A 14829-nucleotide genomic window follows, 5' to 3' on the forward strand; every position below is an offset into this window, starting at 1 on the left:
GCCGACGACGTCCATCCGGGCCGTACCGAGGGGGAGTCGTGCTGGACACCGAGGCGCTTCCGGGGCTCTCCCGCGCGGAGCGGGTCGAGGCCCTGGACGGGTGGCTCGCCGGGTTGCTGGCGGACGCCGTGGGGGGCACCCCGCCGGCCCGGGCCCGGCGCGGCGGGCCGCCGCCCCGCACGGGCACCGACGGCCTGGCCCTGGTCGCGGTCGGCAGCCTCGGCCGGCGCGAGCTGCCGCCGCACGGGGACCTGGACCTGGTCCTGGTGCACGAGGACCGGCCGGAGGTCGCCGCCGTCGCCGACGCGCTCTGGTACCCCGTCTGGGACGCCGGCCTGCGGCTGGACCACTCGGTGCGCTCGGTCGCCGACGCCGTCGCGGTCGCCTCCACCGACGTCAAGGCCGGCCTCGGGCTCCTCGACGCCCGGCTGGTGGCCGGGGACGCCGAGCTCGCCGCCCGGCTGCGGACGGCGACGCTGGTCAACTGGCGGCAGGCGGCGTCCCGGCTGCTGCCCCAGCTGCGCGACCTGCGCCGCGACCGCGCGCGCCGGCTCGGCGAGCTGGCCTTCCTGCTGGAACCCGACCTCAAGGAGGCCTACGGCGGCCTGCGCGAGGGGCAGGTGCTGCGTGCGGCGGCCGCCGCCCAGCTCGCCGACGAGCCCGCCGCCGAGGTGGAGCAGTCCTACGCGTTCCTGCTCGACGTGCGCGACGAGCTGCGCCGGCGGTCGGGGCGGGCCGCCGACGTCCTGGTGCGCCAGGAGCAGCGGGCGATCGCGGCAGCGCTCGGCCTGGCCGACGAGGACGTGCTGCTGCGCGAGGTCAGCCTGGCCGGGCGCCGGCTGGCCTTCGTCGCCGACGAGACCTGGCGGCGGGTGGAGGCGGGTCTGGTCCGCCGCCCCCGCGGCCGCTACCGCCGGGTGCGCCGCGAGCCGCTGGCCGAGGGCGTCGTCCGGCAGGGGGACGAGGTGGTCCTCGCGCGGGACGCCCGCCCCGTCGCAGACTCCGGGCTGGTGCTGCGGGCCGCGGCGGCCGCGGCCCGGGCCGACCTGCTGCTCTCGCCGTACACGCTCAAGGTGCTCGCGGTGCACAGCCCGCCGATGCCCGTGCCCTGGCCGGCCGAGGCCCGGTGGTCCTTCCTCCGGGTCCTGGCCAGCGGCCGGTCGGCGGTACCGGTGCTGGAGCAGCTGGACCAGGAGGGGTTGCTGGCCCGGCTGCTGCCGGAGTGGGACCGGGTCCGCTCGCTGCCGCAGCGCCACCCCTGGCACCGGTTCACCGTCGACCGGCACCTCATCGAGGCCGCGGCCGCCGCGTCCGAGCTGACCCGCGACGTCGACCGGCCCGACCTGCTGCTGGTCGCCTCGCTGCTGCACGACATCGGCAAGGGCTGGCCCGGCGACCACAGCGTGGTGGGGGAGCCGATCGCGGCCGCGATCGGCGCGCGCATGGGCTTCGCCGAGGCCGATGTCGCCACGCTGGGCACCCTCGTGCGTCACCACCTCCTCCTCCCCGCGACCGCGACCCGGCGGGACATCGACGACCCCGCCACCATCGAGCGGGTGGCCGCCACCATCGGGCGCGACCCCTCGGTGCTGCAGCTGCTGCACGCGCTGGCCCAGGCCGACGGCGCGGCGACGAGCGCGTCCGCCTGGTCGCCCTGGAAGGCCCACCTGGTGGCGGCGCTGGTCGCCCGGGTGCAGGCCGAGCTCGGCGGCACGCCGCTGCTGGCGCCCGAACCGGTGCTGCACCCGGCCACGCGTGCGCAGGCGACGGTGCAGGTGCCGGGTCTCCCCGGTGCGACCCGGGGCGTGACCGTCGCCATCGAGGAGGTGGCCGACGGCCGGCAGGTGACGATCGGCGCCCCCGACCGACCCGGGCTGCTCAGCACCTGCGCGGGGGTGCTCGCGCTCAACCAGCTCGACGTGCGGGCGGCGAAGATGACCGTCGCCGACGGCTATGCGACCGGCGTCTACTCGGTGCGGCCCCGGTTCGGCCGGGCCCCGGTGCCCGAGATCCTCGCCGACGGCGTGCGGGCCGCGCTCGAGGGCACGCTGCGGCTGGCGGAACGGCTGCGCCAGCGGGAGGCCGACTACCGCGAGGAGACGCGGTCGGCGCCGCCGCGCATCTCGTGGCACAACCACGAGGTCAGCGGGCGGGCCACCGGCATCGTCGAGGTGCGGGCGGGGGACCGGGCGGGGCTGCTCTACCGGCTCACCGCGGCGATCGCGGGGGAGGGGCTGGACGTCACGTCGGCCCGGATCGAGACGCTGGGGGGTGACGCGGTCGACTGCTTCTACGTCGCGAACCCCTCGGGCTCCCCGGTGGACCCGGGGCAGCGCGCGCGGGTCGACGCGGCGCTGATCGCGGCCACGCGTGGTCCGGCGGTGGCGGTGGGGACCGACACGCCGTCCTGAGCTACGCGGTTCTGTCGGAGGTCCGTGCGACGGTCGGGGTGATCGGGACGGACCGGTCCCATCGGCCGAGAGGAGCCTGCTCGTGGACAGCCGCCACTGGCCCTGCCCGTCCTGCGGGGACGACCGGGACTTCGTGCAGCCGCCGTGCGTCGACGGCCACACCGAGGACGGCGGCGAGTGCCCCGAGTGGGCCTGCGCCGACTGCGGTACCGCGCTCGCCACCGGGGGTGCGGTCGTCGTGCGCATCGAGGCCGGCTCCGCCCGCGCGGCCTGAACGCCCCCGGCGCGCCCTCGTTAGGCTGGGAGCCGAGTGGCGCGGCGAGCCCGCGCCCGTGACTGCTGAGGACGTGCTGTGTTCGAGACCCTCTCCGACCGCCTGGACAAGGTGTTCACCGGCCTGCGCGGCAAGGGCCGGCTGTCCGACGCCGACATCGACGCGACGGCGCGCGAGATCCGCATCGCGCTGCTCGAGGCCGACGTCGCGCTGCCGGCGGTGCGGGCCTTCATCACCGCGGTCAAGGAACGCGCCCGCGGTGCGGAGGTCTCCCAGGCGCTGAATCCGGCGCAGCAGGTCATCAAGATCGTCAACGAGGAGCTCGTCCAGATCCTCGGCGGCGAGACCCGCCGCATCCGGCTGGCCAAGACCTCGCCGACGGTCATCATGCTGGCCGGTCTGCAGGGTGCCGGTAAGACCACCCTCGCCGGCAAGCTCGGCCGCTGGCTGAAGTCGCAGGGGCACACCCCGCTGCTGGTGGCCGCCGACCTGCAGCGCCCGAACGCGGTCAACCAGCTGTCGATCGTGGCCGGGCAGGCCGGCGTCGACGTCTTCGCGCCCGAGCCGGGCAACGGCGTCGGCAACCCGGTGCAGGTGGCCCGTGACTCCATGGACCACGCCCGCCGCACGATGCACGACGTCGTCGTCGTCGACACCGCCGGCCGGCTGGGCATCGACGCCGAGCTGATGCAGCAGGCCGCCGACATCCGCGACGCCGTCCGGCCGGACGAGACGTTGTTCGTCGTCGACGCGATGATCGGCCAGGACGCGGTGACGACCGCGCAGGCCTTCCAGGAGGGCGTCGGCTTCAGCGGCGTCGTCCTGACCAAGCTCGACGGTGACGCCCGGGGCGGTGCGGCGCTCTCGGTGCGGTACGTGACCGGCCAGCCGATCATGTTCGCCTCCACCGGCGAGAAGCTCACCGACTTCGACGTCTTCCACCCCGAGCGGATGGCCTCGCGCATCCTCGGGATGGGCGACGTGCTCACCCTCATCGAGCAGGCCGAGCAGGCCTTCGACGCCGACCAGGCCGAGAAGATGGCCGGCAAGCTCACCTCGCGCGAGGGCTTCACGCTCGAGGACTTCCTCGAGCAGATGATGGCGATCCGCAAGATGGGCCCCATCGCCAACCTGCTGGGCATGCTCCCGGGCGCGGGCCAGATGAAGGAGCAGCTCAAGCAGGTCGACGACCGGGACCTGGACCGCACCGCGGCGATCATCCGGTCGATGACGCCGCAGGAGCGGGTCAACTCGAAGATCATCAACGCGTCCCGCCGGGTGCGCATCGCCAACGGCTCCGGGGTCAGCGTCACCGAGGTGAACCAGCTGCTGGAGCGCTTCGCGCAGGCGCAGAAGATGATGGGCCAGATGGCCGGCAGCATGGGCCTGCAGGGCATGGGCCCCATGTCGAAGAAGGCCCGCGGCCGGCAGATGCAGGCGCAATCCAAGAAGGGCAAGGGCAAGAAGGGGAAGGGCAAGGGTGGCCCGGCCCGCCGTCCCGCCGGTGCCCCCGGACTGCCGCCGGGCGCGGGCTTCCCGGGCGGGGCCAACCCCTTCGGCGGCGCCGGCATGCCGGGCCTCCCGCCCGGTCAGGGCCTGCCCGACCTCACCAAGCTGAACTTCGACCAGTTCAAGGACGGCAACGGGCGGTGACCGCCCACGCCCTCCACCTGTCCGGTGTGGTGCTGCCCGAGGGGGAGCACCGCGACGTCTGGGTGCGCGACGGGCGGTTCACCTTCGACCCGGTGCCCGGCGCGGAGACGGTCAGCCGTGGCGGCTGGCTGCTGCCCGGCCTGGTCGACGCGCACTGCCACGTCGGCATCGCCCGCGGCGGCGGGCACGTCGAGGACCTCGCCCACGCACGGCAGCAGGCCCTGACCGAGCGGGACGCCGGGGTGCTCGCGCTGCGCGACTGCGGCTCGCCGGTCGACACCCGCGAGCTCGACGGCGACCCGGAGCTGCCGACGATCATCCGCGCCGGGCGGCACATCGCCCGCACCCGCCGCTACATCCCCGGGCTCGGAGTCGAGATCGAGCCCGAGGACCTGGTCGAGCAGACCCGCGTCCAGGCCCGACGCGGCGACGGGTGGGTGAAGCTGGTGGGCGACTGGATCGACCGCTCGGTCGGCGACCTCGCACCCGAGTGGCCGGCCGACGTCGTCGCCGCGGCGATCGCCGCCGCGCACGAGGAGGGCGCCCGGGTCACCGCGCACACCTTCGGCACCGACGCGCTGCCCGCGCTGATCGAGGCCGGTATCGACTGCATCGAGCACGGCACCGGGCTGACCGAGGAGCTCATCGGCGAGATGGCCCGCCGCGGCACCGCCGTCGTCCCCACGCTGGTCAACGTGGAGAACTTCCCGGGCTTCGCCGCAGCGGGGGAGAAGAAGTTCCCCACCTACGCGAGCACGATGCGGCGGTTGTACGCGAACTCCGGCGCCGTGGTGCGGGCCGCGTTCGAGGCGGGGGTGCCCGTGTTCGCCGGCACCGACGCCGGCGGCGGGATCGACCACGGCGTCATCGCCGACGAGATCCGCGCGCTCTGCCGGGCCGGCATCCCGGCCGAGGCGGCGCTGGCCGCGGGTTCGTGGAAGGCCCGGGAGTGGTTGGGCCTGCGCGGCATCGAAGAGGGGGCGACGGCCGACGTCGTCGTCTACGAGACCGACCCCCGCGCCGACCTCGACGCGCTGCAGCGACCGCAGCGGACCGTCCTGCGCGGCCGCATCGTCGCCTGAACCGGGCCGTGACCGTGGGCAGCCGTCCCTCCGTCGTCCCGTCAGGCGGGCGCTGAGGTGCAGGCGCTATCGTTCCTGGCCCTGACGGCGCTGATCCTGGCCCTCGCGGCGGTCAACTGGGTGCTCAAGGCGCCTCGGGGGCGCATCTCCCCGCTGCTGCGCGGAGGCGTGCTGGCGTCGGGCGCGCTGGTGGCGGCGCTGTCCACCTGGTTCCTCGTCGTGAACGCCGCCTCGGGCTTTTTCTGACGGCGGCCCGCTCTTCTGACGGCCGCCCGCCTCTTCTGACGGCCGCCCGGCCGGGTCGGGTCAGTTGATGCAGCCGGTGTCGGCGGCGGTGCGGGCGCCCTCGCCCTCGCCCTCGGCCGGTGCCGCCGGCGGCGGTGCATCCACGGCCTGCCCGACGCCGTTGAAGTCCGAGCCCAGGACGAGCTGGACGGTGCCCGGCGTCGCGTCGTCGACGACCGTGGTGACGGCGCCGGGGACGGCGGCGGCGAGCGCGGCGGCCAGTGCCTCGTCACCCGCGGCGTGGCGGATCTCGGTCTGCGCGTACCCGGAGCTGTCGGCGTTGCCGGTGGAGAGCACGGGAAAGCCGGCGGCCTCGAGCTCGTCCTGGGCCGAGGCGGCCAGCCCGCTCGTCCCCGAGCCGTTGAAGACGGCCACGGAGACGTCAGCGGGGTCGGCGGCCTCCGGTGGGGCGGCGTCCTCCGGCGCGGGCTCGGGCTCGGTGGAGAGCTGCGAGAAGAACTGGCGCAGGGTGGCCTCGTCCTCGAGCCGGACGATCGACGCGTCGCCCTCCCGGTCGATCCCGAGGTTGGGCACGGTCTGGAACTCGATGCTGCCAGTGGTCACCGACTGCATCTGCTCGGCCAGCTGCAGCAGGTTCAGGTCCTCGTCCACCGTGAGGGACTCCGCGGCGGCCTGCACCAGCTCGCGCTGCTTGCCGAGGTCGAGCAGCACGTCCTCGGAGAGCATCTTGCGCAGCACGCCGGCGATGAAGACCTGCTGGCGGACGATGCGGTCGAAGTCGCCCCCGGGCAGTCCGTGCCGCTGGCGGACGAACTTCAGCGCGTCCGCGCCGCTGATCGTCTGCGGGCCGGCGGGGAAGAAGGCGCCGGACCACTCCCGGTCGTCGACGGCTTCGCAGAGGTTGACCTCGACACCGCCGACGACGCTGGACAGCTCGAAGAAGCCGAGCAGGTCGACCTCGGCGTAGTGGTCGATCTGCAGCCCGGTGAGCCGGCTGATCGTCCGCACCAGCAGCTGCGCGCCGGCCGCCTCGCGTGCGGCTTCGCTTTCGGCGTCCGCGTTCGTGTAGCCGTAGGCGTAAGCGGCGTTGAGCTTGTCCTCGCCGTAGCCCGGGATCTCGACCCAGGAGTCGCGCGGGAAGGAGACGAACGAGGCGCGCGACCCGTCGGCGGGCACGTGCACCAGGATGATCGTGTCGGTGTTGATGCCGGAGTCGGTGCCGGCGTTGAGCTCGGCGAGCTGCTCCTCGGTCAGGTTGCTGCGGCTGTCGTTGCCGACCAGCAGGAGGTTCATCGCCTCGCCGTCGCCGTCGTTGCCCTCGGCGGGGATGGCGTCGGTGCGGTTCACCGTCGCGTCGGCGACCTGGCCGAGGTACCAGCCCCAGCCGGAGCCCGCGAGGAGCAGCACCGAGAGCAGCCCGGCGACGACCCGGCTGCCGACCACGAGCCGCCGGCGGCCGTCCCGCTCGCGCAGGCCGGCGGCGCTCGACCCGGTTCGGGCACGCGGGCGCCCGCCGGCCCGCGGGTCGAGGCGCGGAGGGAGCGGCCGGGGGCCCTGCTGGTCGCGGTCTCGGCCCACTGGTTCCTCGCTCACGCCGGTCGGCCCCGCGGCGGGGGTGCGGATGCGCCTCTGACCGGCCCGATCGTAGCGAGGTCGAGCGAGCCGGGGAGCGGCTGCGAGGTGCCGTCCGGGCGCCGGCGCTGTTGACTCGTCGCATGGTCACCCCACTCCCGGAGCCCGACGGCCCGCTCGACCCCGGCGAGCCCGTGCCCGACGACCCGGGCGAGCTGCTGCCCGACACCCCCGACACGCTGCCGCCCGCGCCGGTCGAGCCCTCGCCCGACGACCCCGGTGGCGACCCCGGCGGGGTGCCCGAGCCTGCCTGACCGCTTCGACCCGGGAAGGCGGCGTCCGGCCGACACCTCGATCGGTAGCCGGGGAGCCGCCGCCGTGCCCGACCGGATGGCCACCTGCCTGACCTGCGCCTACGAGGCACAGCGTGCTGATTGCCGGGATCACCAACCTACTGCGTAACGATCTCGTCACGTCGTGTCACATGCCGACCGATCGGCCGAGTTCGAGCCGTTGACCTGCGAGTTTGTGCGAGCTCATCGCTCGCAATGCCTCGGAGGTTTTCGTGAGGGTCCGTCGTGCAGCTGCGCCCGTCGTTCCTCGGCGCAGTCGAGGGGTGATCGGTCTGCTCACGGCGGCGGTGCTCGGCTTCACGGTGGTGGACGGGGTGCCGGCGTACGCGGCGCCGCAGGTCGACACAGCGCTGCCGAGCAGTGCCTTCGAGGGCATCTCGGATGATCCCGTCCCGGTGCCGTCCGTGGCCGAGGCGCCTGCGCCTGCCCCGGCTGCCGGGGCGGTCGAGGAGCTTCCGCCCGCGCTTCCCGACCTGCCAGACGTGCCGGCCCTGCCGGAAGGGCGCTGGCACACGCGGGACCTGGACGAGCTCACGGCCGCACTGCGGCAGGCGGAGCGCACCGGAGAACCTGTGGAGCTGGTGTCGGAGACGACGGAGACCTCGATCAGCTTCGCTCAGCCGGACGGAACCGTGACCGTGCAGAGCGCCGCCGCGCCGGTCCGGACCAAGGTCGATGGCGTGTGGGTGGACGTCGACACGACCCTGGGGTTCACCGAGGACGGGGTACGACCGACCGCGGTGACGGGGGAGCTCACGTTCTCTGCCGGCGGTACGCAACCCATGGTCCGGCTCAGCGACGGCGAGTCCGCCACCCTCCGTCTCGACTGGGACGGTCGGCTGCCCGAGCCGGTCCTCCGTGGCAGCAGTGCCATCTACCGCGAGGTGCTGCCGCATGTCGACCTGGTCCTGACGGCGACCCGTCAGGGGTTCGAGCAGCACGTGGTGGTGCGGCAGCGGCCCGATGCAGAGACGTTCTCGGCGCTGCGCGAGCTGAAGTTCCCGATGGCTGCGAATGGCGCCGACGTGGTCGAGGGCGAAGGCGGTGAGCTCGTCCTCGAGGACGGCGGCAAGGTGCTCGGTACGGCGGCCGCTCCCGTCATGTGGGATGCGCGGACGAATGCCCAGAGTGACGAGCCGGCCGCGGTTCGCCCAGTCGGGCTCGAGCTCGCGGAAACCACCGAACGGGGGGTGGACGCCACGCTCGTCCTGGCTCCTGACGAAGCGTTTCTCCTGGCGCCCGACACGGTCTACCCCGTGACCATCGACCCGACGCAGGCGCTCGGCTTGCTCGGGGACACGTTCGTCCAGAGCAACATCGCGAACACGCCTCAGGGTGGGGCGACCGAACTGCTGGTCGGCACCTACAACGGCGGCGGTCAGGTCAACCGATCACTGCTCGTGTTCGATGCCTCGCCGGCGTTCGAGCGGGTCGTCCAGTCGGCGACCTTGTCCCTGTGGGAGCACCACTCGTTCTCGTGCACACCACGCTGGGTCGACATCCGCAACGCGGGATGGTTCGACCCCGCCACCGTGACCTGGAACAGCCAGCCGTGGATCGACTGGCGGCCGGAGGGAATCCTCGCCAACGCGAACGTTGCCAGCGGATACAGCTCAGCGTGCCCGGACGCCTGGGTCAACTTCGACATGACCGGGTGGGTGCAGCACTACGCCGACGCCCGCAACGAGACCGACTGGACGATGCCGCTGGCTGTGACGGCCGGCAGCGAGACCGACAGTGTCGGGTGGAAGAAGTTCCACTCCGGCAACGCCGGCGGCAACGTGCCCACGCTGACCTTCGCCTATGACGGAAACTGCGATCAGTACAACGGAGTCCTGGTGTGCGGTGCCATCCGGGACAAGTACTACTCATCCGGTGGCCCAGAAGGCCCCCTGGGGATGCCCGCGACCAGTCAGAACTGCGGTGCCCGCGATGGGGGGTGCTTCAACCACTTCCAGGGCGGATCCGTCTACTGGTCAGCTGCCACGGGTGCGCACATGGTGGCCGGCGGCATCCGGGAGAAGTACGCGGCCATCGGCTGGGAGTACTCGGCTCTCGGTTATCCCACGACCGATCAGATCTGCGGCGGCCGTGACGGGGGGTGCTACAACCACTTCCAGGGCGGGTCCATCCTCTGGTCAGCAGCGACCGGTGCCCGCGCAGTAACCGGTGGGATCTGGCAGAAGTACGCAGAGATAAAATTCGAGAACTCTGTGCTCGGCTACCCCACGACCGACCAGAACTGTGGCGCTCGGGATGGGGGGTGCTTCAACCACTTCCAGGGCGGGTCGATCTACTGGACGCCGGCTCACGGGGCGCATCCGGTCACCGGACCGATCCGAGCGACGTGGGCCGACATGGGTTACGAGTACGGCTGGCTGGGATTTCCGACCACCGACCCTGCGCAGGTGGCGGGCGGCACGCGGCAGCAGTTCGAGGGCGGCAACATCGTCCGGGACGAGCGGTCGAACACCACGACCGTCGGCGCCGGTGCACTCACGCGCCCCACGCAGTTCCAGCGGGTCACCCAGGCGCGCACCGAGTTGCAGGCCACCGCGAAGATCCGACCCGGCGGAAGCTCCTATGACGGTGTGCGGTTCCAGTGGCGCTCGTACAGCCTCAACCCCTCGGATGGCTGGATCAACGTGGATCCTGTGGCGTTGCGACTGCCCGAGGGCGGCGCCGTCGTCGGCACCTGGTTGCCGGTCACGGATCAGGACGGCGGCAAGGTGTCGGCCCGCTACCAGTGGCATGCCACCTCGAGCATTTCGGTCGATGGGCTGATGCAGGTGCGCGCCTGCTTCCGGCTGACCGGCACCACCGACGAGCGCTGTACAGGCGTCACCCAGATCACCGTCGACCGGGCCGGCCTCACCGGCGCGAACGCCACCTCCGACGTGGGCCCGGGAACCGTCGGCCTGCTGACCGGCGCCTACGCGGTCGTGGGCCGCGATGTCGAGGTCAGCGCCCCGCACGGGGGGCTGGCTGCCACCCGCAGTTTCGCCAGCAACGACCCGAACCGGGCCGGGCCCCTGGGCCCGGGTTGGCGGATGTCGCTCGCCGTCGATGAGGCAGGTGCCGACTACCTGAGCCTCGTCGACCGCACCGAGACGGTGCTCATCACCCGCGGCGACGGCACCCAGCTGCCCTTCGTCCGGAAGTCGTCGAGCGCTGCTGACGTGAACACCTACGTCGCCGAGGGGGAGGCCAGCACCGAGGGTGCGACCCTCACCTTCGTCCCCGGGGCGACGGGGACGGCGAGCAGCTACGTGCTCACCGACCTGGACGGGGACAAGGTCACCTTCACCCGTGCGGACGGCGGGCACGGGCATCGCGACGGCGGCCTGTTCCGGGTGACCAAGGTGGAGGCCATCCGCGGCAAGGCGGGCAGTACCGACCTCGCTCCCGCCCTGACCACCGTCGCCTACACGGCCGCGGGCAACCCGCGGCTGCTGCTGGCGCCGACCGACGCCGGGGCAGCCTGCCCGGACCCCACCATCACCGCACAGCCGGCCGGCTGCCGAGCGCTCGAGTTCGTCTACACCGGCACGGGAGGCGCCGAGCGGCTGCAGGAGGTGCGGCTGTGGGCGCACGGCGCGGCGGCCGCAGCTGGTGAGCTGGTCACCGGGAGCACCCCCGTCGCGGCGCGGATGATCACCATGGCGCGCTACGGCTACGACAGCGACGGGTGGCTCGCGTCGGTCACCGACCCCCGCAGCGGCCAGCAGGTGACCTACACCTACCGGACCGACGGGCGGCTGGAGACGATCACGCCGGTCGGTGGCACGGCGACCTGGACGCTGGGGTACGACGACCGGCAGCTGCCCCGCCTGGTGTCGGCCACGCTGGATGAGGGACCCGACGGCCTGGCTTCCCAGCGCACCAGCGTGCGCTACGGCCTGCCGCTGGACGGCAGCAACAGCGCCCTGCCGACGCTCACCGCAGCGGAGGTGAAGCGCTGGGGCCAGGCGGCTGCGCCCACCGACATGACCGCCATCTTCGGGCCGGACGTGGTGCCCGACAGTGCACCGACCGCGGCGCAGTGGCGTGGCGCCCAGCTGTTGGCGCTGGACGTCAACGGCCGGGTCACCAACACGGCCAACTTCGGCGGGACCATCGATCAGGACACCGGGGCGGACGAGGCGCCGGCCTGGCGGATCGCCACCACGGAATACGACGCCGAGGGCCGGGGGAACGTCGTCCGGGAGCTGTCTGCGGGCAACCGTGACCGCGCCCTCGCCGCCGGTGCCGACGCAGCCGCTGAGGCGACCCAGGCCAAGCTGCTGGACACCGTCAACAGCTACTCCGCCGACGGACTGGACCTGCTGCGCAGCTACCAGCCCGCCCGCCCGGTCACCGTCGCCGCCGGTGACCGTCAGGTCAGCGCCCGCACGCGGACCACCACCGTCTACGACACGGGTCAGGAGGCCGGGCACCCCACCCCCGGGGCGACCCGCCACCTGCCTGTCCGCACCACCGTGGAGGCGGTGGAGATCCACGTCGGGTTGCCGGCGGGCTCCACCGGCACCGACCCGGCGCTGCCGGCGCTGGACGGCCGCAGCCGTGTGACGGTGCTGGAGTACGGCACGCCGAACGCGTGGAAGTTCGGCACGCCGACGGCTACCCGGGTCGACCCCGGTGGCGGCGCGGCTGAGGTGGTGACCCGGCAGGTGCTCGACGAGCAGGGGCGCACCATCTCCAGCACGCTGCCTGCCGGTGGCACCGGCACCACCACCGCGGCGACGACGGTCAAGGTCTACTACTCGGCCAACAGCACCGAGCCGGGTTGCGCCAGGGCGGAATGGGCCGGCTGGCTGTGCAAGAGCCGCTCCGGCGGCGCACCGGACGCCGGGTTCGCGCTGCCCACCACGCACGTGACCGGTTACGACGTGTACGGCAACGTCACGCGGGTGGTGGAGACCGGTGCTGGCGTCACCGGGACCGCGGATACCGCGTACGACGCGGTGGGTCGTGCCCGGCGCAGTGGCATGACCGGTACCGGGACGGAGGTGGGCCAGCTTCGGCCGCAGGTGGAGACCACCTACACCGATGCCGGTCTGGTCGACGAGACCCGCCTGGTCGGTGCGGACGGGGCGGTGGTCGGGAGTGCGGCGGAGGGCACCGGTGCGATCGGGCGGGCGTATGACGGCTATGGCCGGTTGGTGTCCTACACCGATGGCAGTGGGCTGGTCACGACGCAGTCCTATGACTCGGTGGGCCGGTTGGTGCAGGTGGCCAACGAGCACGGCACCCGCACCATCGGCTACGACGGCGGCGGTGAGCGGGGGAGCCTGCCGACCAGCCTGACCATCTCTGGTGTCGGTGAGTTCACCGCCCGGTACGGAACCGACGGGAGCCTGGTGCGGGAGGAGCTCCCGGGCGGGTTGAGTGCGACGACGGTGCGCGATGCCGCCGGGGACGCGGTGCGCCTGACGTACGTGAAGACCGCCGCCGATGGCAGCACGAGTGAGTGGTTGAAGTCGGCGGCGTCGATCAACGGCTTCGACCAGGTCGACATGTATCAGACGTCGGCGGTGACGGGGCTGCCCCGGACCAACCGGTACGGCTACGACGACTTGGGCCGGCTGGTCTCGGCGACGGACTGGGCGGCGCTGCAGGCCGGCGGTCTGCCGACGGGGCCCTCGTGCACGCGCTCGTACACGTTCGACGTCAACAGCAACCGCACCGGACTGGTCCAGGCGGCGACGGCGGGGGCGCCGGGCGGCACCTGCCCGGCCACCGTGGCGGCGTCGGCCTCCTACGGCTACGACAGCGCGGATCGGCTGAAGGTCGACGGCACGCGGAGCTCGTTGCGGTATGACGCGCTGGGCCGCACCCGGGTGCTGCCGTCGGTGGACACCGTCGACGGCGGCGGGGACGTGGCGATCGACTACTACGTCGATGACCTGGTGGCGGGCATGGCCCAGGGCGGGCGGACGACGGCGTTCGATCTGGACGCCGCGGCGCGACGGGTGGTGCGCACCGACACCGACACCGCCGCCCCGGGCGCGCGCCGCACGACCAGCCTCTACAGCGGCGACGACGACAACCCCGACGTGGTGCGGGAGCCGGACAACAGCTACACCCGCAACATCGCTTCCTTCGGTGGGCTGGCCGCGGTGGTGACCAAGAACGGCACCGCCGGGGCGGAGGTCGTCTTCCAGCTGGCCAACCTGCACGGCGACATCGCCGCCACCGTGCCCGCCGGCGCGGAGACGCCGGTGGATCTGCGGGTGACCGAGACCACCGAGTACGGCCTGCCGTGGGCCAAGCCCGCCGCCGGCACCACCCAGAACCGCTACGGCTGGCTGGGTACCCACCAACGCGACGCCAGCGCCATCGGCGGGCTCACCTTGATGGGCGTCCGGCTCTACGCACCCGCCCTCGGCCGCTTCCTCACCGTCGATCCCATTGAGGGCGGCAGCGCGAACGCATACGAGTACTCCGTTGGCGATCCGATCAACAAGGTTGACCTCGACGGTCGAGCTGTTTGGTTCCTCGTCGCGGCCATAGTGATCCGTGTGGGCGGCCATCTCGCAGCGCGACAGGCCGCCCGTACAGCGACTCAACGAGCAGCCGCACAGTTCGCTACCCGTTCAGAAACAATGCGGCGTGCGGCAACTACGCCGCGACAACGCAGCATCAACAGCTTGGACAGCAGAGTATACGAGCACACACTGAAGCTTCGAGACTATAGGGCAAACCCCGGACGTTACGATAATCGTGGGCACCTGTCTCGTGCGGGTAACAACGAGGCCAGGCGCCAGGCGATCGTCTCCACTCGCGCCAACCACATCCGGGGCGAGATGCGGGAATGGCGTAGGCAAATCTATCAGCGGCGCGGAGGCTACAACTAAAATGACCACTATCTCGATGCGCGTACTTGAAGAGGCTCTCGCTCTTGTGGCTGAGCATGTTCGCCAAACCGTGGGGGACAGTGTCTACATCGAGCATGACTACTTTTGGTCCGTCCCGGCGGACGAGCTTTACAACATTGACCAACCGCCCGGCGACCTGACTTTGGGGCAACTGAGCGAGTGTCTTCAGCAAATCGAATCCCTGGTCAACGAGCCCGACGACGTAATCGCGTATCACATGGTGTGGCTTGGTGAACTGCTGAAGGCCGTAGGCCACAAAGTTGTCGGCTAGACCCGAATGACTCCACGAGCGATGCCGGATGGGGAGTCAGCTGCGAAGTAGTAGCCCAGTTGATCTTGACACAACTAGCTAGGACATGC

9 protein-coding genes are annotated in these 14829 nt (G+C 72.4%); 8 read left to right on the plus strand and 1 reads right to left on the minus strand.

Annotation, left to right across the window (positions count from 1 at the left end; translation table 11 throughout):
• Positions 1-38: 38 nt before the first annotated feature.
• The 5 genes from BMW62_RS17715 (at position 39) to BMW62_RS17735 (ending at position 5666) form a co-directional block, all read left to right on the plus strand.
• Positions 39-2411, plus strand: coding sequence for a [protein-PII] uridylyltransferase (locus BMW62_RS17715; protein WP_091933658.1), 2373 nt, complete (start codon positions 39-41; stop codon positions 2409-2411).
• A gap of 82 nt (positions 2412-2493) precedes the next feature.
• A complete protein-coding gene (locus BMW62_RS17720; RefSeq protein ID WP_091933660.1) occupies positions 2494-2685 on the plus strand; it encodes a hypothetical protein in 192 nt (63 codons plus the stop codon).
• A gap of 78 nt (positions 2686-2763) precedes the next feature.
• Positions 2764-4338, plus strand: a complete 1575-nt coding sequence (gene ffh / locus BMW62_RS17725; RefSeq protein ID WP_091933663.1) for a signal recognition particle protein — start codon at positions 2764-2766, stop codon at positions 4336-4338.
• A complete protein-coding gene (locus tag BMW62_RS17730; RefSeq protein WP_091933666.1) occupies positions 4335-5420 on the plus strand; it encodes an amidohydrolase family protein in 1086 nt (361 codons plus the stop codon). Before ffh ends, BMW62_RS17730 begins: the two co-directional genes overlap by 4 nt.
• Before the next feature lie 57 nt (positions 5421-5477).
• Positions 5478-5666 carry a hypothetical protein gene (locus BMW62_RS17735; RefSeq protein ID WP_091933669.1) on the plus strand — a complete coding sequence of 63 codons (189 nt, stop codon included), beginning with the start codon at positions 5478-5480 and terminating at the stop codon, positions 5664-5666.
• 60 nt (positions 5667-5726) lie between these two features.
• Here the strand turns inward: BMW62_RS17735 and BMW62_RS17740 are convergent, their stop codons facing one another.
• Positions 5727-7259 carry an LCP family protein gene (locus BMW62_RS17740; protein WP_244524130.1) on the minus strand — a complete coding sequence of 511 codons (1533 nt, stop codon included), beginning with the start codon at positions 7257-7259 and terminating at the stop codon, positions 5727-5729.
• Between the two features lie 122 nt (positions 7260-7381).
• On the opposite strand from BMW62_RS17740, the gene BMW62_RS22775 reads away from it, so the two are divergent.
• The 3 genes from BMW62_RS22775 (at position 7382) to BMW62_RS17750 (ending at position 14740) form a co-directional block, all read left to right on the plus strand.
• Positions 7382-7552: a hypothetical protein gene (locus tag BMW62_RS22775; protein WP_170852452.1), complete on the plus strand. Its 171-nt coding sequence runs from the start codon at positions 7382-7384 to the stop codon at positions 7550-7552.
• Positions 7553-7854: 302 nt separating this feature from the next.
• On the plus strand, positions 7855-14448 hold the full coding sequence (locus BMW62_RS17745; protein ID WP_091933674.1) for a DNRLRE domain-containing protein: 6594 nt from the start codon (positions 7855-7857) through the stop codon (positions 14446-14448).
• A gap of 1 nt (position 14449) precedes the next feature.
• Positions 14450-14740, plus strand: coding sequence for a hypothetical protein (locus BMW62_RS17750; RefSeq protein WP_091933677.1), 291 nt, complete (start codon positions 14450-14452; stop codon positions 14738-14740).
• The last annotated feature ends 89 nt before the right edge of the window (positions 14741-14829 follow it).

The sequence above is a fragment of the Blastococcus sp. DSM 46786 genome (assembly GCF_900109665.1).
Taxonomy (GTDB): Bacteria; Actinomycetota; Actinomycetes; order Mycobacteriales; family Geodermatophilaceae; genus Blastococcus; species Blastococcus carthaginiensis.